Origin of the sequence: Rothia nasimurium, assembly GCF_928381705.1 — a bacterium.
Lineage (GTDB): Bacteria > Actinomycetota > Actinomycetes > Actinomycetales > Micrococcaceae > Rothia > Rothia nasimurium_G.
In genome coordinates, this window is the sequence record NZ_CAKMSR010000009.1 from 76,029 (window position 1) to 102,117 (window position 26,089).

The window sequence follows — 26,089 nt, forward strand, 5'->3', positions numbered from 1 at the left end:
GTCTGTGCCGTGTCACGGGCTGTTTCCCGGCTCCCGGCGTCTTTCCCGCGTTTGCCCGCTTTTCCCCTCACTTTGTACCACGTGCTGCCCATATTTAGCCCCAAATGTGAGCAGGGCGCGGTACAAAGTAGCTAGAGCGGTGCCCCTCTGCGCAGTTCAAGCATTGCAGCAATTTCACTGGCTACCTGCTCCGGATGGTTTCTCACCTGCGCCCAGCTATACCGAAGAACAATCCAGCCCTGATTCTGCAGCTGTTTCTCACGCCTGCGCTCTGACATAACAGCCCGATCAGTAGGCCCGTAGTCCGTGTATTTGATGTGGCCGTCAAACTCGACAATGACCTTCTCATCCTCGTACAGAAAATCAGGTCTATATACCCTACCTCCAACCACTACATTTACTTGCTGTGCAGGTCTCGGTAGGCCACCGTCAATAATTGCGATCAATAGAAGAGTTTCACCGGGGCTTTCGCACAGGCTACTGAGATACGGAAGTGTAGCCCGCGCTCGGCGTGCTCCCCGGCCCTTGAGCCTATACAGCCGCTCTTCTACAGCTTCACTCGTTGTAAGTTGCCGGTTCAAAGCCGAGTTGATAATGCACACCGATTCGCTCAGCTCCAGGTATCTCGCACAGTCATCGAGTGTCTGTAGCAGGCTAGTTGCTCGCACTGTTCCTGATATGTATGCGATAGGCACAGAAGGTTTTACAGTGTAATGTTTGATGATTCCTTGAGCGCGGCCTCGGGTATTCGAGCCAGCCAGAATATCGACCAGGTTCTCTGAAGCAATGACGCTAAGGCCATGGAGCCAGGCAGCGCTCCTGTGGCTGAAGATAGCATCAGGGTTCTGTTTTGCATAGGCAGCTATGGCGTAGGGGTATCGCTCAGCTGGTCGCAGAGAGTTATAGATAGAGCTTGGGCAGAATATGCCGGGGCGTAATTGCACGAGCTCGCCGCGGTGCATTTTGCGTGTGATGGTGGAGTTGCATAGGCCGGCGGCTACAAGTTCGGCACGGGTGGAAACGAAGGTTAGAGGTTCAGCGATCCGCATAGGGTGAGTTTGGCTCACGGTGTCTGAGGTTTTCTACCATACGGCAGCTTGTGGATAGCGGATAAGGATCTTGGGCCTAGCCAGGGGTCTTTGGGGCGTTCTTTTGGTGCAGTGAAGACGCTTTGTTTCGCCTTCTATCCACAGGGGTTGACCGGCTGTCGTTTACCCGTTTCGGGGAGGAGCCCCGTCCGCCTGCCCTGCTTTCCCCTCACTTTGTACCACGTACTGCCCAGTTTTAGCCCCAAAAGTGGGCAGGGCGCGGTACAAAGCGGCAAGGTACCCGTAGAGAGCGCAAAAAAGAAGGACGCCCGCAGATAAGCAGGCGCCCTCCCTAAAGTTTATTTGACGATGGTGGTGACCCACTCCTGGTCTGCCAGATAGCGGGCCAGGTCGTTAACCTGGTCGGCGGTTACTGACCGAACCCCATCGAGCAGCTCATCAATCGAGAGGAACTTGCCCGAGTCCAGTTCTGCCCGGCCCAGGCGACTCATGCGGGAGCCGGCGTCCTCGCTTCCTAGCACGGTAGAACCGCCGAGCTGCCCGACGACCTTCTCAAGCTCTTCCTGTGTAATACCGTAGCGCACAAATTCATCGAAGGTAGAGCGCATGAGCTCGGTGACCTGCTCTGCCTTGGCAGGCAGGCAGCCAGCGTACATGCCGAAGTAGCCGGCGTCTGAGTAGGATCCGGTAAAGGAGAAGGTGGAGTAGGCCAGGCCGCGCTTTTCGCGGATTTCCTGGAAGAGACGGGACGACATGCCCCCGCCCAGAGCGGAGTTGAGCACACTCATGGCGTAGCGGCGCTCGTCGCCAGCGATGAGGCCAGGGCAGCCCATCACGATGTTGGTCTGTTCAAAGCCCTTTTCGAGGGTTTTTTCGCGGGCACCGGGCACGATGTTGCTCTGTTGGCGGACGCGGCGCGGGGCAGGTAGGGCACCTTCAGTCAGGTCCCAGCCGCGGTTGGCCAGAGAGTCAAGAACCAGGTTGACGATCTCTGAGTGATTGAGGCTACCGGCGGCGGAAATGACCAAGCGGTCGGGGGTGTAGAACTTCTTGTAGTGCTCCCAGACCTTATCGCGGGCAACGTCGGTGATTTCCTGCGGGGTGCCACCGATAGGGCGCCCCAGGGGGTTGCTGCCCATGAGCTGTTCGATAAAGGATTCGAAGGCTACGTCGGTGGGGTCGTCCTGATCCATGGCGATTTCTTCGAGGATGACGCCGCGTTCCTGTTCAAGCAGGGCGGGGTCTAGTTTGGCTCCGGTGACCATGTCGGCGATAACGTCGATAGCCATGGGGGTGTCCTCATCGAGCACACGGGCGTAGTAGCAGGTGTGCTCCTTAGCGGTGAGGGCGTTGGATTCGCCGCCTACCCGGTCAAAAGCGTGGGCGATGTCGAGGGCGGTGCGGCTTTCGGTGCCCTTAAAGAGCAGGTGTTCGAGGAAGTGGGTGGAGCCCAGCATGCCGGGCTGTTCGTCGCGGGAGCCTACCCCTACCCAGAAACCGATGGAGACGCTGCGCTGGGAGGGCATACGTTCGGTGATGACGCGGACGCCGCCCGGCAGCACGGAACGGCGCACTTCGTTGCCTCCCCCACCGGCGTAGATGAGACGGCCGGTGCGGTAATTGAGCTCGTCGGTGAGGTCAGCGGTTTCAAGGGGTAGAAGGACGGGCATATCAGTCAGGTCTTTCTGATGGGGAAAGTAAGAAATTGAATGAGTAAGAGGGGGCAGACACCGGGTGTCTGCCCCCTCTATCTGCTTCGTACGGTAGAAGCTACGGAGCGGTCATTACTCTTCGTCGCCGCTCTCTTCACCTTCGGCTACGACGGGTACCAGTGACAGCTTGCCGCGGTCGTCAATCTTGGAGATCTCGACCTGGACCTTCTGGCCTACGCCGACGACGTCCTCGACGTCGTCCACGCGCTTGCCGTCGTTGAGCTTGCGCAGCTCGGAGATGTGCAGCAGGCCGTCCTTACCGGGGGTCAGTGAGACGAAGGCACCGAAGGTGGTGGTCTTCACGACGGTACCCAGGTAGCGTTCGCCGACCTCGGGAACCTGCGGGTTGGCAATCGCGTTGATTGCTGCGCGGGCTGCTTCGGCGGAGGGGCCGTCGGTAGCGCCGATGTAGACGGTGCCGTCGTCCTCGATAGAGATGTCGGTGCCGGTGTCTTCCTGGATCTGGTTAATCATCTTGCCCTTGGGGCCGATGACCTCACCGATCTTGGCAACGGGAACCTGGACGGAGATCACGCGGGGTGCATAGTCGCTCATCTCGTCGGGTGCGTCGATCGCTGCGTTGATGACCTCAAGAATGTGCAGGCGGGCTTCACGGGCCTGAGTCAGAGCGCCGGCCAGAACGGAGGCGGGGATGCCGTCGAGCTTGGTGTCCAGCTGGATAGCGGTCACGAACTCAGAGGTACCTGCGACCTTGAAGTCCATATCGCCCAGGGCGTCCTCAGCACCGAGAATATCGGTGAGGGCTGCGTAGCGGGTTTCGCCGTTGACCTCGTCAGAGACAAGACCCATAGCGATACCGGCGACGGGTGCGCGCAGGGGCACACCGGCGTTCAGCAGGGAGAGGGTGGAGGCACAGACGGAACCCATGGAGGTAGAACCGTTAGAGCCCAGGGCCTCAGAGACCTGGCGGATAGCGTAGGGGAATTCCTCGCGTGACGGCAGAACCGGGGTCAGGGCGCGCTCAGCGAGAGCACCGTGGCCGATTTCGCGACGCTTGGGTGAGCCCACACGGCCGGTTTCGCCGGTTGAGTAGGGCGGGAAGTTGTAGTGGTGGATGTAGCGCTTGGACTTGACCGGGTAGAGGGAGTCCAGCTGCTGCTCCATCTTGAGCATGTTCAGGGTGGTGACGCCCATGATCTGGGTTTCGCCGCGCTCGAAGATAGCAGAGCCGTGGACGCGGGGCAGTACCTCAACCTCAGCGGTGAGCTGACGGATGTCGGTCAGGCCGCGGCCGTCGATACGGACCTGGTCGGTGAGAATGCGCTGACGCACAACGTGCTTGGTCAGGGCATTGAAAGCTGCGTTGACTTCGTCCTCGCGGCCTTCGAATTCCTTACCTTCACCGGCGAGGGACTCTACGATTTCCTGCTGCAGGTCAGCGGACGCGGTTTCGCGGTCCTGCTTACCGGCGATGGAGTAGACCTCAACGATCTTGGGTTCAAAAGCTTTGACGGCTTCGTCGATTTCTGCGGCACGCTCACCGAAGATGGGCAGCTCCAGGGCAGGCTTGCCAGCGCGCTCAGCCAGGTCAGCCTGGGCCTTGCAGAGGGCAGCAATGAAGGGCTTAGCAGCTTCGAGACCCTCAGCAACAACTTCTTCGGTCGGTGCGGTGGCGCCGTCTTCCTTGATGAGCTTCCAGGAGTTATCGGTAGCTTCAGCCTCAACCATCATGATGGCGACGTCTTCGGTGCCGTCAGCCTTGGTCACAACGCGACCGGCAACAGCCATATCGAAGACAGCGTTCTCAAGCTGGGAGTGCTTGGGGAAGGCAACCCACTGGCCGTCGATCAGGGCAACGCGCACACCGCCAACGGGGCCCGCGAAGGGGGCACCGGAGAGGGTGGTGGAGCAGGAGGCTGCGTTGATTGCTACGGTGTTGTAGATTTCGTCGGGCTCAATGGTGAGCACGGTGACGACGACCTGCACCTCGTTGCGGATGCCCTTCTTGAAGGCAGGACGCAGGGGGCGGTCGATCAGACGGGCAGCCAGGATCGCTTCGGTTGAGGGGCGGCCTTCACGGCGGAAGAAGGAGCCGGGGATCTTACCGGCTGCGTACATGCGCTCTTCAACGTCTACGGTCAGGGGGAAGAAGTCGAAGCCGTCACGGGGGCTCTTGCCGATAGCGGTGGCTGAGAGCAGGGTGGTGTCGTCGTCGATAGTGACCAGGGCAGAGCCTGCGGCCTGCTTGGCGAGGCGGCCGGTTTCGAAGCGCACTACGCGCTTACCGAACTTGCCGTTGTCAATGATTGCTTCTGCAAACTGAATTTCGGGACCTTCCAAGGTTCCTCCATTTCTGTTGTCTGCGCCGCGCCTTCGGTCATCGATTGAGGCTCACAGACCCCGCCAATGGGGCTTTCTGTAAACCGCTACCGAGGACCGTCAAAGCACGCGGCGACTTATTTCTATTCTGTGGGTGGTAGGTGTGGGTGAGGGCGTCACCCTCGACCAGCGGCGTCCGGCTATCAAGCCGGATGCGCGGGTTGCGGTGTCGCCCTCACGCTCACAAACCTTGTGTTATCGGCGGATACCGAGACGCTCGATGAGGGCGCGGTAACGCTCGATGTCGACGCTCTTGAGGTAGCCGAGCAGGTTGCGGCGGCGACCAACGAGAATCATCAGACCACGACGTGAGTGGTGGTCGTGCTTGTGGAACTTGAGGTGTTCGGTCAGGTCGGTGATACGACGAGTCAGAACTGCAACCTGAACCTCGGGTGAACCGGTGTCACCTTCGTGGGTTGCGTATTCCTTCATGATTTCCTGCTTGATCTTGGGATCAAGAGCCATGGGTTAACTCCTAGAGTTAGTGCCGTGTGCGGCCCGGTCAACATTTTTGCTGCCGGGTTGAGGGGCAAGGACGCCGGTGGGCGGCTTTCCCGCTGCAGGTAACTGCCACGGACTGCAGTCACATGCATAGTCAACTCTACAGCACAAGCTAGCCACCGGGAAGAGAGGCCCCGGTGGTAGCTTGCTCACCTGCTCCGCTCTATTGGCCATGCCCGCAACAACAGTTTGTACCACGCGCGGCCCATTTTTAGTACCGCTTGCGGGCAGGGCGTGGTACAAACCTGGTCAAGCCGGCGGGGAGACCTCCCCTTGCTATTTCTTTTCGCGGCCGAAGGCCAGGGAAGCGAGCGCGGTAGCGCCGGTGACAGCGCAGACGGCGGGCCAGGGGCCAATCTTCTTGTGCAGGGCGTGGGAGTAGCCGAAGGCGCCGAGGTAGACGGCGGTGAGGGCAGCGGCGGTGCCGGTTCCGGCGTTCTTCTTCCAGCCGGCAAAGGCAGCAGCACCACCAGCGGCTAGGGCGACCCCGCCCAGGGCGCGGACGTTAGTAACACGGGCAACCTTGTAGCCGCCCATTAGGCCGGCTGAGGCAGCAGCGGTGGGAATCAGTACGTTCATGGTTTACACTCCACAGTTTTGTTGGGTTTGTTGAGCAGGTGAAGCAGGCTCACAGCGAAGCTGTTGGCTCGATAGAGTGAGCGGGTGCGTCAGCACACAAGAGCGAACGGAATCCGCCGCAAGGCGGGGCGTGAATCGTCTCGTGAGCGCTAGCGAACCAGACGAGAGGGTCGGCAGCGAGCGTGAGCCTGTGCAACCTGCAGTGCACGAGCCTTCATAGCCTGCTGAATATGCCTACAGTGAGTAGATTACTCCGCAGCTAGCGCTTGTGCCCTGAGCCTGGGAGAATAGTAAGCATGCAAATCACTGAGAATTTTGAGAAGCAGAAGACTAACGTTGAGTCTTTCGACCTGGATCATACCGCTGTGGCGGCCCCCTACGTGCGCGTAGCTGACCGTAAGACCTTGCCGGGTGGGGACGTCCTGATTAAGTACGATGTGCGTTTCACCCAGCCGAACAAGGGTCACCTGGGCATGAAAGCGGTTCACTCGATTGAGCACATGACCGCCCACCATATGCGCAATCACACCGACGCTCTGATTGACTTCTCCCCCATGGGTTGCCAGACCGGTTTCTACGCCCTGACCCTGGGCCTTGAGCCTGCCGATTTTATGCAGGTTCTTGAAGCTACCATGAATGATCTGCTGGAGGCCGATGAGGTTCCGGCAGCGAACGAGGTGCAGTGCGGCTGGGGTGCTAACCACTCGCTCGACGAGGCCCAGGCTGCGGTTCGTGCTTTCCTCGAGAAGAAGGACGAGTGGGAGCAGGTGATGGCCTAGTGTCGGCTTTTGATCTTCCCGGCGGTTTTGATAACGCCGCTATCGTGCAGGTAGCCATGGACGAAGAGGCTGCCCCCTTCCTCGCCAAGACCGAGCCGGTCGGTGAGGCCTACGCCCTGGGTGAGGCCCTCTTCTACCCCCGGGGGCTTGCTACCGGTACTGACGAGCTGAAGATTCTGCTGGTGCGTTCAAAGATTGGCCTGGTCAATGCTGCCACTGCCCTGTCTGTTGCGCTGGCACTGGTACCCACCCCGCGCGTCATTGTGTCTGCCGGTACCGCCGGCGGCCTGCGCGCCGACGTAAATGTGGGCGACCTGGCTATCGGCACCGACTACACCTACACGGACGCGGACGCCACCGCCTTCGGCTACGAGTTCGGGCAGGTTCCCGGCATGCCCGCAACCTACGCCACCGACCCGGCGCTGGTTGAGAAGGCCCGCGCTGCCGCGGCGGCCTACACCGGTGAAGGTAGCGCCCTCTTTGGGCAGATGCTAGCCGGTGGGTCTTTTGTTACCGCCCATAACGTCAAAGACACCCGCCAACTCTTCCCCCAGGCACTTTCTACCGACATGGAAACCACCGCCCTGGCCCAGGTTAGCTCCAGTCGTTCCCTACCCTTCATCGCGGTACGCGGTATCTCTGACCTCTGCGGCCCGGCAGCCGACCAGGACTTCCACATGGATGCCCCCATCGTGGCCGAACGAAGCGCCACCCTGGTGCTTGACCTGCTCAGCCGCTAGCCCGCGTCCGCCCCCCGCTCCACCCGAGAGGAAAACCAATGCAAAACCATACCCTGCGCGACGGCACCTCAATCCCTCCCCTGGGCTTAGGCACCTACCCGCTCAACAACGTAGACGCCGAGGTCGCCGTCTCTGAGGCCATCGCCCGCGGCTACCGCCTCATTGACACCGCGGTGAACTATGAGAACGAGGTGGGTGTTGCCCGCGGCGTCCTGCGCTCAGGCACTGCACGCGATGAAATCTTCGTGCAGTCCAAGCTGCCGGGGCGCGACCACGGCTACGAGCCAGCCCTCCGCTCTCTCGAAGGCACCCTGAGCCGTATGGGTTTTGACTACCTCGACGCCTACCTGATCCACTGGCCCAACCCTTCCCAGGGCCTCTATGTCGACACCTGGCGGGCTCTCATCAAAGCCCAGGAAGAAGGGCTGGTCAAGTCCATCGGCGTCTCTAACTTCCTGCCCGAGCACATCGACCGTCTGATTGAAGAAACCGGCGTAACCCCCGCCATCAACCAGATCGAGCTGCACCCCTACTCCCAGAAACAGGACTGGGCAGCCTACAACCTCGACCACGCCATTCTCACCCAGTGCTGGTCACCCCTGGGCCGCAAAACCGACCTGCTCAAGGACGCCGCCCTAGAAACCATCGCCGCCGAGACCGGTAAAACCGTAGCCCAGGTGATACTGCGCTGGGAGGTCCAGAAGAACCTGGTGCCCCTGCCCAAGAGCTCCAACGCCCTGCGCATGGAAGAAAACATGGCAGTCTTCGACTGGGAACTCACCGACGACCAGATCGCCCGCATCGACGCACTCGAAGCTGGCGTAGGCCGCGGGTTTGACCCGAATACTCACGAAGAGATGTAGGAAGAGATGGAGGAGGGGCAGCAGCCTCATGCTCGCTGCCGACCCTCTCGCCCGGTTCGCTAGCGCTCACAAGGGCGATTCACGCCAGCCCCGAGCCAGCAGCTTCGCTGTGAGCCTGCCGCCCTTCCTACCTTTTCCCGCAAGAGCAAGGATCCCACATAAAGAAGTTCCCGGAATAAGAACTCTTATCCCGGGAACTTTTTATATGTTCTCTAGCCGATGCCGAGGATGGTCTTGGCCTGTTCAACGTCGGCGTGCATCTGCTCAATGAGTGCTTCGACGCCGGTGTAGGCGACCATGCCGCGCAGGTAGTCGACGAATTCTAGGGTGACGTGCTGCCCGTAGAGGTTGAAGTCTTCAACCTTCTCTTCGGGGCGGCCGATGACGTGGGCTTCGACCTGGCGGGTGGTGATGCCTTCGAAGGTGGGGTTGGTGCCCACCGATACGGCAACGGGGTGGCGGGTTCCGGCCTCGTCAATCAGCCAGCCTGCGTAGACCCCGTCGCCGGGTACGAGGCCAATGGAGTCGACGTCCATATTGGCTGTGGGGAAGCCGAGTTCGCGGCCGCGGGCAGCGCCGTGCACGACTTCGCCGCTCATGTAGTGGTTGCGGCCCAGAATTGAGGCAGCGTCAGCGACCCTGCCCTCAGCTAGGAGCTGGCGGATAGAGGTGGATGAGCAGCGGCGGTCATCGTGGGCGAGCAGGTCTTCAACCACCAGCACTTCAAAACCGTACTTTTGGCCAAGCTCTTTCATGGTGTTCAGATCGCCGGAGTTCTTGGTGCCAAAGCGCACGTCATCGCCAATAACCACGAACTTTGCCTTGAGAGCGTCAACAAAAGTACGTTTGACGAATTCTTCGGGGGTTTGGGCGGCAAAGGCAAGGTTGTAGTGCAGCAGCAGATAGTAGTCGACGCCGAGGTCGGCAAGAATCTGCTGGCGGCCGTCCTGCCCCATAATTTCAATATGCACCCCGGCTGGCCCGTGGACGCGGGCGGGGTGGGGGTCGAAAGAAACCGCAACGGAGGACAGCCCATGGACCCGGGCAGTATTGACCAGGGTGGAGAGCACTTTTTGGTGGCCGATGTGTACGCCATCGAAGTTGCCGATGGTGACCACGGTGGGGCCGAAGTCGGCGGGGATCTGGGCGAGATCGGTAAAGCGCTTCACTGTGCTCCTCGGTTGGGTTGCTTCGTGTCTATACTACGCGTATTTGGGGCCTTCTGCTGAGGGCAGGCGGACGCCGGTAGTTAGCGGGTGCGGCTGGGGCGGGTTTTGTTGAGCCACCAGAGGCCTACCATGGGCAGGATCAGGGGGATGTAGCCGTAGCCGGAACCGAAGTGGGACCAGACAGAGGCTAGCTCAAAGTGCTGGGGTTGCAGGTAGGAGAAGACGCCAATCAGGAGCACGCCCGCCATTTCGATACCGACAGCAAGCAGAGAGACCTTCCATGCCCCCTCCTCCTTCTTGGCCAGGGCGATAGTGGCGACCAGGTAGATGAGAGCTGAGAGAGCTGACAGGCTGATGGAAAGCGGGGCTTCGTCGAACTTACGGATGACCTGATAGAGGGCCCGGGCCCCCGCCGACAGGGTAAAGACGCCGTAGATGACGACGAGCAGGCGGCCAAAGCCGCTATTTTTTGTAGCGGAGGCTTTGTTCTGTGTTTGATTCATTGTCTTCTTCCATCTCCCAAGCAATGTTGATGCTGCTCTTACTGGCGTTTCTGGCCTTGAGCGCAAGGCGTGCGCTTGTAGCCGACTGGCTGGGGCTGGCATGAATTGGGTGAGCGCCCCAGCGCGAGCCCAAGAAGGTTAGTCGGCGAGAGCGCACGCCCTGCGCTCACCTGTGGCTGCATCGACCTAATAGTAGTACCAGAGCATGTTCATACGGTGCACCATGATAATCAGCACCGGCCCGGTTAGCCCCAGCACCAGGGTTGACCAGCGGGTTCGTTCGGAGAGTGACCAGATGAAGGTGCCGACGGGGATAATCATGGCGGTGAGTAGGTAGCCGTAGTATTCGAGCCAGTCGCCGCTGGGGCCGTCCGTTGTGGCCTGCATGATGATGGAGCCGATCAGGTAGATGATGAGGAAGGCTTCAAGGAGGATGACGGAGCCTTGTGACCAGTCGTCGGGGGCTGCTCCGCGCAGGAAGCGGATGAGGCAGATGAGGAAGGAGGCTAGGCCGAGCGCGGTTATGGCCCAGAACCAGAGGTCGAGTCCGGCGATCATCATGGCGGGTTAGTTTTCCTTGAAGGTTGTTCCGGCTTCGAAGACGAGCACGGGGGCGGCTACGTTTTCGCGGCGGAAGCGGGTGTTTTCGATGATGGCGACGAGGGTGCCGTTGGGGGCGAAGGCGGCGGTGAGGCCGGTGGTGGTGGGTTTGTCGTACCCGCCAGTAGAGCCGGTTTTGGGTGCGGTGGTGGCGGGGCTGCCTTCGGTGGGGATGATGCGGCGGCCGTTGGCGAGGTCGGTGGCTTCGGCTGCTGTGAGGTTGCGGACGGCAAAGAGGCGGCGGGCTGCTTCTTCGATGGGTAGCAGGGGGGCTGCCTGTTCTGCTTCTCGCCCGGCGATGAGTTCGTCGAGGGTGTGGGCGTCTTCGGCACGGATTTCGCCGATGGCGGTGCGGCGCAGGGCGGTGAGGTGGGCGCCGGTCCCTAGGGCTGCACCGAGGTCGCGGGCTAGGGCGCGGATGTAGGTGCCTGCTGAGCAGACAACGGTGACGTCGAGGTCAAGGACGCTGGTGCTCACCTCTTCGTCGCCCAGTTGGTAGGTGGCAGTGGCGGGGCGAGCCTCGTGCAGGTCGAAGGAGTGCACGGTGATGGGCCGGGCTTCGAGTTCGACTTCTTCCCCTGAGCGCACGCGGGCGTAGGAGCGTACCCCGTTGACTTTGATGGCCGAGACGGCAGAGGGTACCTGCATGATGTCGCCGGTGAGGTCCGCAATGTGCTGCCTGATGGCGTCCTCGCTGATACTATCCAACGCGCCGTCGTTAGCGACGGCGGTGGCTTCGCCGTCTGCGTCGTCGGTGAGGGTTGAGACGCCGAGGCGGATGGTGGCGGTGTAGGTCTTGGTCTCCCCTACGACCCAGGTGAGTAGGCGGGTTGCCTTGTTGACGCCAAGGATGAGCACCCCCGTGGCCATGGGGTCGAGGGTGCCGGCGTGCCCGACTTTGCGGGTGCCGGCGATCCACCGCATTTTGGAGACCACGTCGTGGCTGGTGAGTCCGGCGGGTTTGTCAACGACGATGAGGCCCGAGGGCCCGGTGGGTGCTTTCTTGGCCACGGTTTAGGCTTCGTCTTCCTCGGTTTCGGTGCTCTTGTAGGCGTCCTCGCCACCGGCGTATTCGGCACCTTCGCGGGCGGCAGCCAGTTCAGCGTCGCGTTCCTTGGTCTTGCGCAGCAGGTCTTCGATGTGGGCTGCATTGACGGGTACTTCGTCGGGGACGAAGGTGAGGGTGGGGGTCAGGCGCGCTGTGATGTTCTTGCCAACTTCTGAGCGCAGGATGCCCTTGACTGATTCGAGGGCAGCCTTGGTGGATGCCTGTTCTTCTTCGGAGCCGAAGACGGTGTAGTAGATGGTGGCGTGCTGGAGGTCGTTGGTGACGCGGGCGTCGGTGACGGTGATGAAGCCGAGGCGGGGGTCTTTGATGCGGCGTTCGAGGGCCTGGGCAACGATGACCTTGATGCGGTCGGCTAGGCGGGCGGCGCGTGCCGGATCTGCCATGATGTTCTCCTTCTCTAGAGAGGTTTCTATGTTTAAGTGTAAAGGCACCCTAGGGTTCGCGGCGAAGCTGCTGGCTCGGCGGCTGGCGTGAATCGCCTTGTGAGCGAAGCGAACCAGGCGAGAGGGTCTGCAGCAAGCGCGAACCCTAGGGTGCCTTAGCGTGATTGCTAGGTTATGTACCCGGCATACCGGCGGGGCGGGGCGCCCCAGAGCCGGCTGGCCGGGTCTGGCGTTAAGGGATGCCGGCGGGTGGGGCGCCCCGCCCGCCGGCGTCCTTAATAATCAACCAGGTAGAAGCCTAGACGCGGGGCTTTTCCTGCATCTCCCAGGTTTCAATGACATCGCCTTCCTTGATGTCGTTGAAGGAGCCCAGGCCGATACCACACTCGTAGCCTTCGCGTACTTCGGTGGCGTCGTCCTTGAAGCGGCGCAGGGATTCGATGGTGAGGTTATCGGCGACAACCGCACCGTCGCGCACCAGGCGGGCCTTGGAGTTGCGCTTGATGATGCCGGTCTTGACGATGGAGCCTGCGATGTTGCCCCACTTGGAGGAGCGGAAGACTTCGCGGATTTCGGCGGAGCCGAGTTCGACTTCTTCGTATTCGGGCTTGAGCATGCCCTTGACGGCTGCTTCGACTTCTTCGATAGCGCGGTAGATGACGGAGTAGAACTTCATTTCTACGCCTTCACGATCGGCTAGTTCTGCCACGCGTTCGGCGGGGCGCACATTGAAGCCGATGATGATTGCGTTATCGACGGTTGCCAGGTTGACGTCGTTCTGGGTGATAGCACCTACACCGCGGTGGATGACGCGCAGCTGAACTTCGTCGCCACCTGCCTCGATCTTCATGAGGGACTCTTCCAGTGCTTCAACAGCACCGGAGACGTCGCCCTTGATGATGAGGTTGAGGGTGTCCATCTTGCCTTCTGCCACTGCGGCGTCGAAGGATTCGAGGGTAACGCGCTTGCGACGCTTGGCCAGCTGGGCATTGCGGTCGGCTGCTTCACGCTTTTCAGCGATCTGGCGGGCGGTGCGCTCTTCTTCGGTGGAGAGGAAGGTGTCACCTGCGCGGGGCACGGTGTTGAGGCCGAGTACCTGCACGGGGCGTGAGGGGCCGGCTTCTTCGACGTTGTTGCCGTTTTCGTCGAACATGGCGCGGACGCGGCCGTAGGCGGAGCCTGCGACGATGGCGTCGCCGACGCGCAGGGTACCGGACTGGACGAGGACGGTGGTGACGGCACCGCGGCCCTTGTCGAGGTTAGCTTCGATGGCTACGCCGCGGGCTTCCTTGTTGGGGTTAGCCTTCAGTTCGAGGGCGCCGTCGGCGGTCAGGGTGACGGCTGCGAGCAGTTCGTCGATGTTCTTACCCTGGCGGGCTGAGACCTCTACGAACATGGTGTCGCCACCGTATTCTTCGGGTACCAGGCCGTATTCGGTGAGCTGACCGCGGATCTTGTCGGGGTTAGCGCCTTCCTTATCGATCTTGTTGACGGCAACAACGATCGGCACGTTAGCTGCCTGGGCGTGGTTGAGGGCTTCAACGGTCTGGGGCATAACGCCGTCGTCCGCTGCGACTACCAGGATTGCGATGTCGGTGACCTTGGCACCGCGGGCACGCATGGCGGTGAAGGCCTCGTGACCGGGGGTGTCGATGAAGGTCAGGTAGCGTTCTTCGCCTTCGACCTCGGTGTGGATCTGGTAAGCACCGATGTGCTGGGTGATGCCGCCGGCTTCACCGTCGATGACGTTGGTGTTGCGGATGGCGTCGAGCAGGCGGGTCTTACCGTGGTCGACGTGACCCATGACGGTGACAACGGGCGGGCGTACTTCAAGTACTTCGTCGTCCTCAGCCTCGGCTTCGGCAGCCAGGTTGATGTCGAAGGATTCGAGCAGTTCGCGCTCTTCGTCCTCGGGGGAAACGATCTTGATGACGTAGCCCAGTTCAGCGCCGAGCAGCTCGAAGGTGTCCTCGTCGAGGGACTGGGTCTGGGTTGCCATTTCACCCAGGTGAATCAGGACGGTCACCAGGGCTGCGGCGTTTGCGCCAATTTTCTCGGCGAAGTCCATCAGTGAGGCACCGCGACGCATACGGATCTCGGTGGTACCGTCGCCGTGGGGTACGGCTACGCCACCGATGGTAGGCTGACGCAGCTGCTCTTCACGACGCAGAGCTGACTTAGTCTTGCCCTTCTTCTTTTTGCCGCCACCGCGACCGAAGGCGCCCTGGGCGTTGCCGCGACCGCCACCGGGGCCACCGCGACCGGGGCCGCGGTTGAAGCCGCCGCCACCGTTACCGCCGCCGGGGCCGCCTGAGCCACGACGGGGGCCGCCACCTGAGGGGGCACCGGCGCCGCCACGGGCACCGACGTTACCGCTCATCTTGGTGGGCATCATGTTGGGTGAGGGGCGGTTGCCGCCACCTGCGGGTGCGGGGCGGGGTGCGCCGCCGGCAGGACGGGGGCCACCGGCACCTGCACCGGCGGGGCGGGGGGCGTTGTTGCGTCCGCCTGCGGGGCGGGGACCACCTGCACCGGCAGGACGGGGGCCGCCGGGGTTGTTGCCTCGGGCGTTACGGCCACCTGCGGGGCGGGGACCGCCTGAGCGCTCGCCGCGCTCATTGCGGTCGTTACGCTTGCCCATGCCCTGTGAGGGGGCAAAGGGGTTGTTGCCGGGGCGGGGGCCGGGCTTAGCGCCAGCAGGCTTGGGGGCTGCGGGTTTGGGAGCTGCCGGCTTAGGAGCAGACATACCCTGAGTGGTTGAGAAGGGGTTGTTGCCGGGGCGGGGGCCAGCGGGCTTAGCGGCGGCGTCCTTCTTCTCGGTGGCAGGTGCAGCCTCAGCTACGGGCTTGGGGGCAGCAGGGGCTGCCGGCTTGGGTGCTGCAGCACCGGGCTTAGGGGCGGACGCACCCGGCTTCGGCGCAGATGCACCGGGCTTGGGGGCGGACGCGGGGGTAGCAGCCTTCTTCTCAGCGGCGGGGGCCTCTGCGGAGGCACCGGCGTTGGGGAAGGCGGCACGCAGTTTCTTAACTACGGGCGGTTCAAGGGTTGATGATGCACCCTTGACGAACTCGCCAAGTTCCTGAAGCTTAGCGACAGCTTCTTTAGAGGGGATTCCGAGTTCTTTAGCGATCTCGTGAACGCGGGGCTTAGCCACTTTTCTCCTGTTCTGGTTCGCACCGAACAGGGGCGAACCTTCAGTTTGTATGAGGTTTCAGCTGGGGTTCAGCTGGGTTTTTGCCGGTGGGTGAGCACAGGAAAGTACTCATTGCGCGGCACTCATCGGGTTTCCATCAGTTTTCTGACTCGCTTTCGTACACAGTAAGTCGTCAAACTCGTTGACATTGTTGGTTCGCCACCCCTGGCGGGGTCGAACCGGCCCTCCCCTATGCGGGGATCACCAGTTCGTTGGCTTCGACCCGGGTTCTAAAGGCCCTGGCCAGCGCATTTTTTTTGAGCGCAAGGGCAAGGCATTCGGGTGTGTGGTGGAGCCAGGCTCCACGCCCCGGGAGGTTTTTGGCCCGGTCAAAGACTGCACGCGGGGGTTCAGTCTGTGTGAGGGCGATACGGACGAGGTCGTGGGCGGGTGCTGTGGTTCGGCAGCCGATGCAGGTGCGGACGGGGGTGTACAGCTGGAGCGCTCCCTTCGTGTTGTTCGCTTGTTTCCAGCAGGCTCTTTAGTGCTGAACCTGCGGGCATGGCTGGCCGCCGACCAGTCATGAGCACTCTATGGTGGTGTGACCTCTATAGACCAGTTTAGCCCCCTTGCGGGGGCTAACGGCAAATATGTTAGTCAGCTCTCTTATTCAGCGGCAGCTTCGGGGGCTTCTTCAGCACCCTCTTCGTTCGCTGCACGGGCTGCTGCCATCGCGGCCTCGTACTTGGAGGCTGAGATGATGTCGATGCGCCAGCCGGTGAGCTTAGCGGCTAGGCGGGCGTTCTGCCCTTCCTTGCCAATAGCCAGTGAAAGCTGGTCATCGGGCACAATCGCGCGGGCAGAGAAGGTCTTGCGCTCGGTCACGGTGACTTCGCTGACCTTGGCCGGTGAAAGGGCGGCGGCGATGAACTCTTCGGGGCTCTCAGAGTGATCGACGATATCAATCTTCTCGTTGTTGAGTTCACCCATCACGGCGCGCACACGGGCACCCATCTCGCCGATGCAGGAGCCCTTGGGGTTGACGCCGGGCTTGGTGGCGCGGACTGCAATCTTGGTGCGGTGGCCAGCTTCGCGGGCAATCGCCATGATTTCTACCGAGCCGTCAGCAATCTCGGGGACCTCGTGCTCGAAGAGGCGGCGCACCAGGTTGGGGTGGGAACGAGAGAGCACGATGGAGGGGCCCTTGGGGCCGCGCTTGGCTTCCAGCACGTAGGCGCGGATGCGGGTGTTGTGGGCGTAACGCTCACCGGGCACCTGCTCGTTGGTGGGCAGCACAGCTTCAAGGGTGCCTAAATCAACGTGAATCATGCGGGGGTTGGGGCCCTGCTGGATAACACCTGAAATCAGCTGACCCTCACGGTCTTTGAACTCACCGAGCACGGCTGAATCCTGGGCATCGCGCAGACGCTGCTGGATGACCTGGCGGGCAGTAGAAGCCGCGATACGACCAAAGTTGTTGGGGGTGTCGTCGAACTCACCGATCTGCTGGTCGTTCTCATCGAGTTCAGGAGCCCAGATGGTGACCTTACCGCTGGTGCGGTCAAGCTCTGCACGTGAGCCACGGATGGCACCGGGCTGCTTCTGGTAGGCCAGCAGGATGGCGCTCTCAATCATCGGGATCAGGTTGTCGATTGAGATGTCGCGCTCTTTTTCGAGCAGGCGGAGGTTGCTCAAATCAATGTCCATGGTTGGCCCTTCCGTGTAACACGGTGCCGGGGCAAAAAGCTCCGGCACCGCTTGCGGTGTATGTTCGCGCGCCTAGGCACGCGGCCTCAAAAGTATTGAGTTGTGGTCTTGTTTCTATATTCTAGCGAGTACTTGCTAGCGGTTGAATTCAATTTCTACCTTTGCGGCAGAAATTGTAGCCCAGGGCAGGGTGACGGCATCGCGGTAGCTCTCGGGCTGGCCCTTCTTGGTTTCTTTCTTCCGGCGCAGGACCGGGCCTTCCTCGGTCACAAAATCGAGTCGGGCCAGGTACTTCTCTCCCCCAGCCTCAGTAATCTCGATGAGACGGTCGATAGACCGCTTCCAGTGGCGGGTCTCAGTCAGAGGACTGGTCACACCGCGCGATGACACCTCAAGGGAGTAGGGCACTTCACCGTCATCAGCATCATCAAGAGCGGCTGACAGGGCCTGGGAAACCTCAGCAATGGTATCGAGAGACAGGGCATCGGTACGGTCTTCGGGGTAGTCCACCACGATTTCTAGGGTGCGGTTAGCGCCGCTGCCCTTAGCGGTCAGTTTCTCCAGCACCAGCTTGAACTCCTGCTCCACCACCCGGGTGACGGCCTCACGCACGCCCTCGACGCTCACAAAGCTACCGGCAGGGGCTTTCTTGGTGATGCCCTGCTCAGCGCGGGCAGCGGCCCGGCGCTCGCGGGCGTTGGGGGCGTCCTTTTTACTGGCTTTGGGTGATGCCATCGCGCGTAGCTCCTGGTGTCTAGGGGTAGGTAAATCCATTCAAGCCTACCACCGGCTCCCAGTACGTCAGCCGAGAATTCGCTGAGGGCGGGCAGGCTACGGGACTTTTTGGCAGAATGGGAGGTGGGCTCTTGCCCGTCTGTTTTGTGTGAGAGGTAGCTGCCTATGAATCGCTCTGTTCGTCTGACCCCGGTACTTGTGGCCGCTCTATTAGCTGGTCTGCTGGTGGTGCTCCTTGCTGTGGGCTGGTTTTCGCAGCGGCAGGCGGAGCAGGTCCGCGCTGACCTTAGCGATCAGAGCACCATGGCTGCTCAGCTGACCGCCCTGCAGCAGGCAGCTGATGAGTCGGGTCAGGACGCGCTGGGGCAGGCGGCGCAGGCCGCCCTTGAGACCCTTGCCCCTGCGGCTCAGGACGTAACGGTTACGGAGTATGAGCCGGTAGAGCAGCAGCTCCAGAGCACGGTTTCGGCCCTGCTGGAGCTAGGTTTTGCGACCCAGGACGCCGGTGATCGGGCTCGGGCTCTCACAGCCGTTGCGGATGTGTGGCAGGCTGCCCGCCAGGACGGGCTGACTACTGCCGCCTACCCCGAGGCCCTGACCGATGAGATAGCACATATCAGTAGCTACACCTGTGGTGATGAGGGGCTTACTGCCGGTGCCCCCGATAGTTCAGGCAGTGAACAGGTTGTACAGCCTGCCTCCCTACTGCCCCTGCAGCAGAGTATCTATCAGCTCAACTACGTCAGCGAGATCTACGCCGCCCGTGCCGAGCAGGGCTATACGGACGTAGCAGCCCAGGCAGCTCAGCTAGCAACAGCTACCACCGATATGGGGCACCTAGCTGCCCCCGTGCTGACCTGCTACGGGGTCTTTGAGGCGCCCGCGGCGTCCTACCCCCTTGTCGAAGCAGCGGACGCTTCCCCGCAGATCACCGACTTCACCGCGGCTATTGAATCCAACGCCCGCGCTGCCCTGGCCGACCAGACCCTCGCAACGTCAGCAGATGATATTGAAGCCCTCGCCCTCATTCTGGCCCTCGATAGCCAGGAGCTTGCTGCCTAAAGGGTACCCAGAATATCGGTGCCCAGCTTAATAATGAGGGCGCTGACTACCACAATCATCATCCAGCGAATAAAGCGGCTCCCCCGGGCCAGCGCCGTACGCGCTCCCAGGTAGCCACCCACCATATTCGCTGCTCCCAGCAAAAGGCCAAGAGCCCACACCTGCTGACCTGCCACCGCAAACAGCACCAGAGCTCCCAGGTTAGTAGCGGCATTAATAATCTTGGTCTGGGCTGTTGACTGCAAGAAGCTGTAGCCCATCAACGACACCATGGCCATCATCAGAAAAGAGCCGGTGCCAGGGCCCAGCAGCCCGTCATAAAAACCGATGATCGCGCCGATTCCCAGCCCCACCATGAGGTGCTTGAGCCCCCGGTGTTTTAGCTGGGTCAGTTCACCGAGTGAAGGCTTGAACACTGTGTAGACCAGCACCAGCATCAGCGCCAGTACGATGATGGGCTTGAAGAGTTCTTCGGGGAGGGCTGTGGCGACCAGGGCCCCGCCCATGCTGGTCACAAAGGCCAAGGACGCCGCAGGTAGGGTGGTGCGCACATCAACCGGGGTGCGCCGCAGGTAGGTTGCGGCGCTGGTGAGGGTACCGAAGACAGACCCCAGCTTGTTCACGGCGAGGGCTTGCACCGGTGAAAGCCCAGGAACCATGAGAACCGCAGGAAGCTGAATCATGCCGCCGCCGCCCACAACGGCGTCCACCCAGCCAGCGGCTAGGGCAGCCAGAAGCAACAAAACTAGCGTGGTCGGCTCAAGGCCGAGAGAGTCAAAGCCGAGGGTATCGAGCACGCTTCTGCCTTTCCTGGGAGTGCGGTTAAACCACAAGGTACCATCTAAGTCAGAAATGACCAGCTCGTTGGTGGTCTTTTCTGACTCAGATGGTACCTACTGCGGGTGTTAGCCCTGAATCTCGGCCAGCAGCTCGGTCACGGCGTCCGCTACGGCAACCTCGCGGGCTTCGCCGCTGCGGCGGTCCTTGATTTCAACCTTGCCCTCGGCAAAGCCGCGGCCGACCACCACGATAGTGGGCACGCCCAGCAGCTCAGCGTCGCCAAACTTCACACCGGGAGATACCTTGGGGCGGTCATCGAACATGACGTCAAGCCCGGCAGCTTCAAGGTCAGCAACCAGCTTTTCTGCGCCCTCTGCGACTTCGGTGCCCTTACCGGTCATCACCACGTGAACATCGGCCGGTGCCAGGTTACGGGGCCAAATCAGGCCCTTATCGTCGTGGTTGCCCTCGGCGATGGCAGCCAGGGCGCGGGTCACGCCCACACCGTAGGAGCCCATAGTGACGGTCTGCAGCTTGCCGTTCTGATCCAGCACTTTCAGACCCAGAGCTTCTGCGTACTTGCGGCCCAGGGCGAAGATGTGGCCCATCTCGATGCCGCGGGCTGCAATCAGGGGGCCGGAGCCGTCCGGAGCGGGGTCGCCCTCGCGTACCTCGCAAGCCTCGATCACGCCGTCAGCCTCAAAATCGCGGCCCAGCACCAGGTCGTAGACATGCTTCTGGTCTTCATTCGCACCGGTAATCCAGGCAGAGCCCTCAACCACGCGGGGGTCAACAAAGTAGGGAATACCGGTAGCTGACTCGGTGCCCAGGAGCTTCTCGGTCAGGGTCAGGCCGGGGCCGATGTAGCCCTTGACCAGCTGCGGGAACTTCTTGAAGTCCTCTTCGCTGGCAGCCTCGACCTCAACCTCGCCGCCGACGCCCAGCAGGGCGCCAACGTTGACCTCGACGCGGCCCAGGTCAACAGCGCGGTCACCGGGCACGCCAATGGCAACCAGCTGGCGGCTGCCGTCGGGCAGGATAACGGCCAGCACCACGTTCTTCAGGGTGTCGGCGGCAGTCCAGGGCTCACCCTCGCGCGGGTGCAGGGCGTTGGACTGGTCAACCAGGGTTTCAATGGTCGGTGAGTCGGGGGTCAGCTCAACGCGGGCAGCGGGGGTGGCTGACGCATCTACGGGCTCGGGCACCACGGTAGTGACGGCCTCAACGTTTGCCGCGTAGCCACCCTCGGAGCGCACGAAGGTGTCTTCACCAATCGGGGTGGGGTGCAGGAACTCTTCGGAGCGGGAGCCGCCCATAGCACCCGACTGTGCCTGGACGATAGCGATCTCAAGACCCAGGCGCTCAAAAATCTTGATGTAGGCGGCACGGTGGGCCTGGTAGGCCTCTTCCAGGCCCTCATCATCGACGTTGAAGGAGTAGGAGTCCTTCATGATGAACTCGCGGCCGCGCAGCAGGCCGGCGCGGGGGCGGGCTTCATCGCGGTACTTGGTCTGAATCTGGTAGAGGTAAACCGGCAGGTCCTTGTAGGAGGTGTAGAGGTCCTTGACCAGCAGGGTGAACATTTCCTCGTGGGTGGGGGCCAGCAGCATGTCTGCGCCCTTACGGTCCTTCAGGCGGAAGAGGTTGTCGCCGTATTCTTCCCAACGGTTGGTCGCTTCGTAGGGTTCGCGGGGAAGCAGAGCGGGGAAGTGAACTTCCTGGGCACCGATCGCGTTCATTTCTTCGCGCACGATGTTCTCAATCTTGCCCAGCACCTTCAGCCCCAGAGGCAGCCAGGTGTAGACGCCGGGGGCGGCACGGCGGATATAGCCGGCACGTACCAGGAGCTTGTGGCTTGCGACTTCGGCGTCGACGGGGTCTTCACGCAGGGTGCGCAGGAACAGGTGGGACAGGCGCTGGACCAAGTGGTTTCTCGCTTCTCTCGTACGGGGCCCGTCCACCGACCGTGCAGGCCGGGGTGGGCATACTTATCTACCAGTTTACCGCCAACCGGCGGGGTGTGTACCCCGCCTTAAAGAGAGGACGCCGGCACCCACTCCCCTGCCCGTGGGCAGGTAGGTGGGCACCGGCGTCCGCGCAGAAAAATCTGCTCAGTCTAGGGGCTTAGAGACCCAGGGCGGTGTACCAAGCCAGCTTGGCCTGACCCAGGTCGTTGAGCTCGGCGTTCATGAAAGCGGTGCCCTTGGTCCAGACCAGGGTGCCACCTTCGAACTGCTGGGTCACGATAGTGGTGCCGTTAGCGGTTGCTTCGGTTGCTTCAGCAACGGGGGCACCGAGCATGGTCATCTCGTTCCAGATGTTCCAGTTACCGCCGGCTGCCCAGTCGTTGTAGGAAGAAAAACGGCCGCGGTCAGAGAGGTTGAGCGCCTCGGTGAGGGCTGAGGACTCAACGGGCTTAGCACCTGCCAGGGGCTTGCCCTGAGCGTCAGCCTTGATGTAGACAATCTTGTTGGCGTCTACGCGCAGCTCGAGAACCTGCTGCAGAGGAATGTACTTAGCAGCTGACCAGTCGTAGGTGGCGTCAATCTCGGTGCCGGTAGCGGCGCGGTCCATCAGACCCGCACCCCAGGTGACGGGAGAGGCGGTGGTCTGGTTGTCCCAGTTGATGCAGGTGCCGTAATCGTCGTACTGGATGAAGTAGTGGGAAATGACCGCGGTGCCGGTGGAGAACAGGGCGTAGCCGTGGTCATCCCAGGTAACGGGGGTTGAGCAGTTCTCGGCGGTGGTGTTGTAGAAGAGGGCACGCAGTTCGAGGGCACCGGTCTTCCAGTGCTTGGTGTACTCGTTCTGGTAGAGGTAGGTGCCGTACTGGCCGGGGTTAGCCAGGTAGGATGCGAGCGCGTCGGTGTTGATCATCAGCGCGCGGTCCTGGGCGATGGAGTAAATCGCAGAGACGTTGCCGCCGAAGTTCTGGGTTACCAGGTCAGCGGTTGCCTTGGTCAGCTCACCGCCGGTTTCGGCAACGGCTACGCCGTTAGCAGCAGCAACCGCGCGGGCGTCAGCAATCTTGTTGGCGGCATCGCCGAAATTGGTGTCGGCGGGAGTCTCGGGCTCAGCGGGAGTCTCGGGTGCTACAGGCTCGGCAGGAGTCTCAGGGACTACCGGAGTTTCGGGTTCAGCCGGGGTCTCAGGTGCTACAGGCTCGGCAGGGGTTTCAGGAACAACCGGGGTCTCAGGTGCTACCGGTTCAACAGGGGCAACCGGGGTTTCGGGTTCAGCCGGAGTCTTAGGAGCTACAGGCTCAGCAGGAGTCTCGGGCAGCACGGGAGTGGTTTCAACAACAGCGTTGTTGGTGAAGCAAGCGCGGGTCTTGGAACGCTCTGCCTGCCAAGCCTTGGCTTCTGCCGAGTTGAGGTTGATGTAGGAGCCTGCCTGGGTCTTTTCATCCAGCACTACGAGCCAGCGGGTCTTGCCGTCGTGGGTGGTGATAGAGAGACCGCAGTGGCTGTGCTTCCAGGGGGCTGATTCAGCGTTGCCGAACTTCTCAGCGCCGCCGGCCTTCATGAAAGCCTCGCCCGCTGCGCCGGTAACTGCCTGCACGCCGCCGTACTTACCCTGGGTGACTACACCGTTTTCGAAGGTCTGCTGGGTGGCGCCGTTGGCGAAGGTCTGCTGTTCACCGGTTGCTGCGCCCAGGGCGTCCTTGTTCTTTTCCCAGTAAGCGCCGATGGGGGTGTCGGTATCTACGGTCACGGCTTCTGCGGCGAAGGCGCCGGGGGCCATGGTCAGTGAAAGACCAAGCAGGGTGGTGACGCCAAGAGGTGTGCGGAGGCTCTTCAATGCTTTCCCTAAAAGTTCGTGGATCAGGTGCTCTGCGTCCGAAATTGGGGTGGGTGGGGTTTCAGACCTGCGATGCAGAGGTAAAAAGTGTGCATCATCAAAACTACCAGCTAATACTCAGCCAGCAAACCAGCCCTTTGGGGGACACATGTGGCCCCACTGGGGGATATGTCTGTTTAAAACAGGACGGTTGCGAAGGTTGAGTGCTGCTGCCAGCCCGTTGCTGCGTAGAGGGCGCGGGCGGGGGCATTGTAGTCGTTGACATAGAGGGAGAGATGGGGGAAGCGCTGGCGGATGAGGTGGCTGGCCTGCGCTAGGAGCACGGGGGCTAGGCGCTGACCGCGATAGGCCGGGTGCAGCCAAACTCCCTGGAGCTGGCAGGTGGAGTCGTGAGCTAAGCCCAGGTCAGTTTTAAAAATGACCACGTTCTCGCTGTTGACGGCCACCAGAGTGCGGCCGGTACGGGTGAGTTCGTCGATACGGCGGGTGTAGCCTGCCGGGTCACGCGTCATGGGGTCGTAGCCCACTTCTTCGGTGAACATGGCAACGGACGCCCGCAGCAGGCTGGGTCTGTCGTCGGTTCGGGCCCAGCGCACCGGCTCTGTGATGGCAGGGGCACCCAGGGAGGGGCGGGCCAGGGGCGCGCGGACGAGCTCGCTCAGGTCAGCGGTCACGGGCAGCTCTAGCAGGGGCTGGTTTTCGCGCACGTCAAAGGGGGTGGGCATGCGCGAAGCGAGGTGCGACCAGATTCCCATGACCGGTTCGCGGTGGCCAAAGATGGAGCCGATGCGCCGGTTGTGCCGCCAGATATAGGCTGCAACCTGGCGGTAGTGGGCCTCGGGCAGGGTGAGCGGAACGCAGTTGGCTCCCAGCCAGAAGGCCCCCACCAGGCAGTAGCGGGGTTCGGCAATCGCCGGGGTACGCGCGGACGCAGGCACTAGAGTCTCTGCCAGACCTGGTATGGCGGTGCGCGGAGCAGCTGCCTCTTCGGCAAAGTGGGCTCCAGCTGAGGTGCCGACCCTGGCGGCTGCCTTCGCAAACAGCCCCTCAAGGGTGGACCGCACACGGGCGGGCAGGCGCTCCCCCACGGTTTCGGTGAGGTGCGCAGCCACCCCGGCGGGAGCGTCCTTTGGTCCCATCTCTCCGGGGACTTCGCGAGGCATAAAGACCCCCATGAAACCGTGGGGAGTTTTCAGCGACGTCAGAGCGCTAGGGGCTGGTAGGCCGAAGTGGTGCAGGTGCTCGGCGGCAAAGAGAAAGCCCACCGGGTCCGACTCAATCATGGTTTCAAGTTCCGCCCGGTCATCGATGGTAAGGGGGCGGATTAGGGCATCTTCTGCCCCGCGGGAGAAACGTGAAAAGACGGTCACGGTGGGCTTTTCTTCAGCTACTTAGGAGACTGAGACGGTGGGTTCACCTGAAAGGTCAATTTCGCCGCGTTCTTCCATCTCGCGGGCGATGCGGTTGGCCTCTTCGATCAGGGTCTGCACGATGTCTTCTTCGGGCACGGTCTTAATGACCTCACCCTTGACGAAAATCTGGCCCTTGCCGTTGCCAGAAGCTACGCCCAGGTCGGCCTCGCGGGCTTCGCCGGGGCCGTTAACGACGCAACCCATGACGGCCACGCGCAGGGGCACCTTCATGCCTTCAAGACCCTTGGTGACATTCTCAGCCAGTTCCCACACGTTCACCTGGGCACGGCCACAGGAGGGGCAGGAAACGATATCGAGCTTGCGGGGGCGCAGGTTCAGGGACTCAAGAATCTGGGAGCCGACCTTGACCTCTTCAACCGGGGGTGCAGACAGGGAAACGCGGATGGTGTCGCCGATGCCCTCTGAGAGCAGGGCGCCGAAGGCGGTCGCAGACTTAATGGTGCCCTGGAAGGCGGGGCCCGCTTCGGTGACGCCCAGGTGCAGGGGCCAGTCACCGGCAGCAGCTAGCTGGCGGTAGGCCTCAACCATAATGACGGGGTCGTTGTGCTTAACCGAAATCTTGAAGTCCTGGAAGCCGTGCTCCTCAAAGAGGGAGGCCTCCCACACCGCTGATTCGACGAGCGCCTCGGGGGTCGCCTTACCGTACTTTTCCAGCAGGCGCTTATCGAGCGAACCGGCGTTCACACCGATACGGATCGAGGTGCCATGATCCTTAGCGGCTGCGGCGATTTCCTTGACCTGGTCATCAAATTTACGGATGTTACCGGGGTTCACGCGCACAGCACCGCAGCCGGCTTCGATAGCGGCGAAGACGTACTTGGGCTGGAAGTGAATATCAGCGATAACGGGAATCTGGGACTGCTTAGCGATAATGGGCAGGGCTTCTGCGTCCTTATCGGTGGGGCAGGCAACGCGCACGATATCGCAACCGGCAGCCGTCAGCTCAGCAATCTGCTGCAGGGTCGCGCCAATGTCGTGGGTTTTGGTGGTGGTCATGGACTGCACCGAGATAGGAGATTCTGAGCCAACGCCTACGCTACCGACCTTAAACTGGCGGGTTTTACGGCGCGGAGCCAAAACGGGCGGCGGAGCAGCGGGCATTCCAAGGGCGACCGAGGTCAAATCTTCCTCCAAAGGTTCTTTGGCGGTGC

At 61.7% G+C, this 26,089-nt stretch carries 23 protein-coding genes; 4 read left to right on the forward strand and 19 right to left on the reverse strand.

Annotation, left to right across the window (positions count from 1 at the left end; all coding sequences use genetic code 11):
- Positions 1–131: 131 nt before the first annotated feature.
- From L6762_RS08640 to L6762_RS08660, 5 genes are all read right to left on the reverse strand, one after another.
- Positions 132–695 carry an endonuclease domain-containing protein gene (locus L6762_RS08640; protein WP_237186857.1) on the reverse strand — a complete coding sequence of 188 codons (564 nt, stop codon included), beginning with the start codon at positions 693–695 and terminating at the stop codon, positions 132–134.
- A gap of 692 nt (positions 696–1,387) precedes the next feature.
- Positions 1,388–2,719, reverse strand: a complete 1,332-nt coding sequence (locus tag L6762_RS08645) for a M16 family metallopeptidase (protein WP_237186858.1) — start codon at positions 2,717–2,719, stop codon at positions 1,388–1,390.
- 114 nt (positions 2,720–2,833) lie between these two features.
- Positions 2,834–5,062 carry a polyribonucleotide nucleotidyltransferase gene (locus L6762_RS08650; RefSeq protein WP_237186859.1) on the reverse strand — a complete coding sequence of 743 codons (2,229 nt, stop codon included), beginning with the start codon at positions 5,060–5,062 and terminating at the stop codon, positions 2,834–2,836.
- Between the two features lie 234 nt (positions 5,063–5,296).
- Entirely contained in the window at positions 5,297–5,566 is a 270-nt protein-coding gene (rpsO, locus tag L6762_RS08655) for a 30S ribosomal protein S15 (RefSeq protein WP_135012745.1), read from the reverse strand.
- 312 nt (positions 5,567–5,878) lie between these two features.
- On the reverse strand, positions 5,879–6,181 hold the full coding sequence (locus L6762_RS08660; RefSeq protein WP_237186860.1) for a hypothetical protein: 303 nt from the start codon (positions 6,179–6,181) through the stop codon (positions 5,879–5,881).
- A 296-nt stretch (positions 6,182–6,477) separates the two neighbouring features.
- On the opposite strand from L6762_RS08660, the gene L6762_RS08665 reads away from it, so the two are divergent.
- Genes L6762_RS08665 through L6762_RS08675 form a run of 3 tightly spaced genes read left to right on the forward strand, consistent with a single transcriptional unit; the run spans position 6,478 to position 8,563 of the window.
- Positions 6,478–6,960, forward strand: a complete 483-nt coding sequence (locus L6762_RS08665; RefSeq protein WP_237186861.1) for an S-ribosylhomocysteine lyase — start codon at positions 6,478–6,480, stop codon at positions 6,958–6,960.
- Positions 6,939–7,700, forward strand: a complete 762-nt coding sequence (gene mtnN, locus L6762_RS08670; RefSeq protein WP_237186862.1) for a 5'-methylthioadenosine/S-adenosylhomocysteine nucleosidase — start codon at positions 6,939–6,941, stop codon at positions 7,698–7,700. Before L6762_RS08665 ends, mtnN begins: the two co-directional genes overlap by 22 nt.
- Positions 7,701–7,738: 38 nt before the next feature.
- On the forward strand, positions 7,739–8,563 hold the full coding sequence (locus L6762_RS08675) for an aldo/keto reductase (protein WP_237186863.1): 825 nt from the start codon (positions 7,739–7,741) through the stop codon (positions 8,561–8,563).
- Positions 8,564–8,775: 212 nt separating this feature from the next.
- Here the strand turns inward: L6762_RS08675 and L6762_RS08680 are convergent, their stop codons facing one another.
- The 9 genes from L6762_RS08680 to rimP all read right to left on the reverse strand — a co-directional run bounded on the left by L6762_RS08680 (position 8,776) and on the right by rimP (position 17,862).
- Entirely contained in the window at positions 8,776–9,732 is a 957-nt protein-coding gene (locus L6762_RS08680) for a bifunctional riboflavin kinase/FAD synthetase (RefSeq protein WP_237186864.1), read from the reverse strand.
- A gap of 80 nt (positions 9,733–9,812) precedes the next feature.
- On the reverse strand, positions 9,813–10,235 hold the full coding sequence (locus tag L6762_RS08685) for a hypothetical protein (protein WP_237186865.1): 423 nt from the start codon (positions 10,233–10,235) through the stop codon (positions 9,813–9,815).
- A 186-nt stretch (positions 10,236–10,421) separates the two neighbouring features.
- On the reverse strand, positions 10,422–10,796 hold the full coding sequence (locus L6762_RS08690; protein WP_237186866.1) for a hypothetical protein: 375 nt from the start codon (positions 10,794–10,796) through the stop codon (positions 10,422–10,424).
- A gap of 6 nt (positions 10,797–10,802) precedes the next feature.
- The gene (gene truB, locus L6762_RS08695; protein WP_237186867.1) at positions 10,803–11,846 is read right to left on the reverse strand and encodes a tRNA pseudouridine(55) synthase TruB; all 1,044 of its coding nucleotides are present in this window, start codon (positions 11,844–11,846) and stop codon (positions 10,803–10,805) included.
- A gap of 3 nt (positions 11,847–11,849) precedes the next feature.
- Positions 11,850–12,287, reverse strand: a complete 438-nt coding sequence (gene rbfA, locus L6762_RS08700; RefSeq protein ID WP_237186868.1) for a 30S ribosome-binding factor RbfA — start codon at positions 12,285–12,287, stop codon at positions 11,850–11,852.
- 298 nt (positions 12,288–12,585) lie between these two features.
- Positions 12,586–15,441 carry a translation initiation factor IF-2 gene (infB, locus tag L6762_RS08705; RefSeq protein WP_237186869.1) on the reverse strand — a complete coding sequence of 952 codons (2,856 nt, stop codon included), beginning with the start codon at positions 15,439–15,441 and terminating at the stop codon, positions 12,586–12,588.
- A 229-nt stretch (positions 15,442–15,670) separates the two neighbouring features.
- Positions 15,671–15,916, reverse strand: coding sequence for a YlxR family protein (locus L6762_RS08710; RefSeq protein ID WP_336603592.1), 246 nt, complete (start codon positions 15,914–15,916; stop codon positions 15,671–15,673).
- A gap of 170 nt (positions 15,917–16,086) precedes the next feature.
- Positions 16,087–17,127, reverse strand: coding sequence for a transcription termination factor NusA (gene nusA / locus L6762_RS08715; protein WP_237186870.1), 1,041 nt, complete (start codon positions 17,125–17,127; stop codon positions 16,087–16,089).
- 135 nt (positions 17,128–17,262) lie between these two features.
- Positions 17,263–17,862 (reverse strand): ribosome maturation factor RimP, encoded by a 600-nt coding sequence (gene rimP, locus L6762_RS08720; RefSeq protein WP_237186871.1) that lies wholly within the window; start codon positions 17,860–17,862, stop codon positions 17,263–17,265.
- A gap of 165 nt (positions 17,863–18,027) precedes the next feature.
- On the opposite strand from rimP, the gene L6762_RS08725 reads away from it, so the two are divergent.
- Positions 18,028–18,924, forward strand: a complete 897-nt coding sequence (locus tag L6762_RS08725) for a hypothetical protein (protein WP_237186872.1) — start codon at positions 18,028–18,030, stop codon at positions 18,922–18,924.
- Here the strand turns inward: L6762_RS08725 and L6762_RS08730 are convergent.
- The 5 genes from L6762_RS08730 to ispG all read right to left on the reverse strand — a co-directional run bounded on the left by L6762_RS08730 (position 18,921) and on the right by ispG (position 26,060).
- The gene (locus L6762_RS08730) at positions 18,921–19,721 is read right to left on the reverse strand and encodes a TSUP family transporter (RefSeq protein ID WP_237186873.1); all 801 of its coding nucleotides are present in this window, start codon (positions 19,719–19,721) and stop codon (positions 18,921–18,923) included. The genes L6762_RS08725 and L6762_RS08730 overlap by 4 nt on opposite strands.
- Positions 19,722–19,829: 108 nt before the next feature.
- The gene (locus tag L6762_RS08735; RefSeq protein WP_237186874.1) at positions 19,830–21,629 is read right to left on the reverse strand and encodes a proline--tRNA ligase; all 1,800 of its coding nucleotides are present in this window, start codon (positions 21,627–21,629) and stop codon (positions 19,830–19,832) included.
- 199 nt (positions 21,630–21,828) lie between these two features.
- Complete coding sequence (locus L6762_RS08740; protein ID WP_237186875.1) at positions 21,829–23,505, reverse strand: hypothetical protein; 1,677 nt, start codon at positions 23,503–23,505, stop codon at positions 21,829–21,831.
- Between the two features lie 176 nt (positions 23,506–23,681).
- A complete protein-coding gene (locus L6762_RS08745) occupies positions 23,682–24,875 on the reverse strand; it encodes a DUF4081 domain-containing GNAT family N-acetyltransferase (RefSeq protein WP_237186876.1) in 1,194 nt (397 codons plus the stop codon).
- Between the two features lie 21 nt (positions 24,876–24,896).
- The gene (gene ispG, locus L6762_RS08750) at positions 24,897–26,060 is read right to left on the reverse strand and encodes a flavodoxin-dependent (E)-4-hydroxy-3-methylbut-2-enyl-diphosphate synthase (protein WP_185173294.1); all 1,164 of its coding nucleotides are present in this window, start codon (positions 26,058–26,060) and stop codon (positions 24,897–24,899) included.
- Positions 26,061–26,089: the final 29 nt, after the last annotated feature.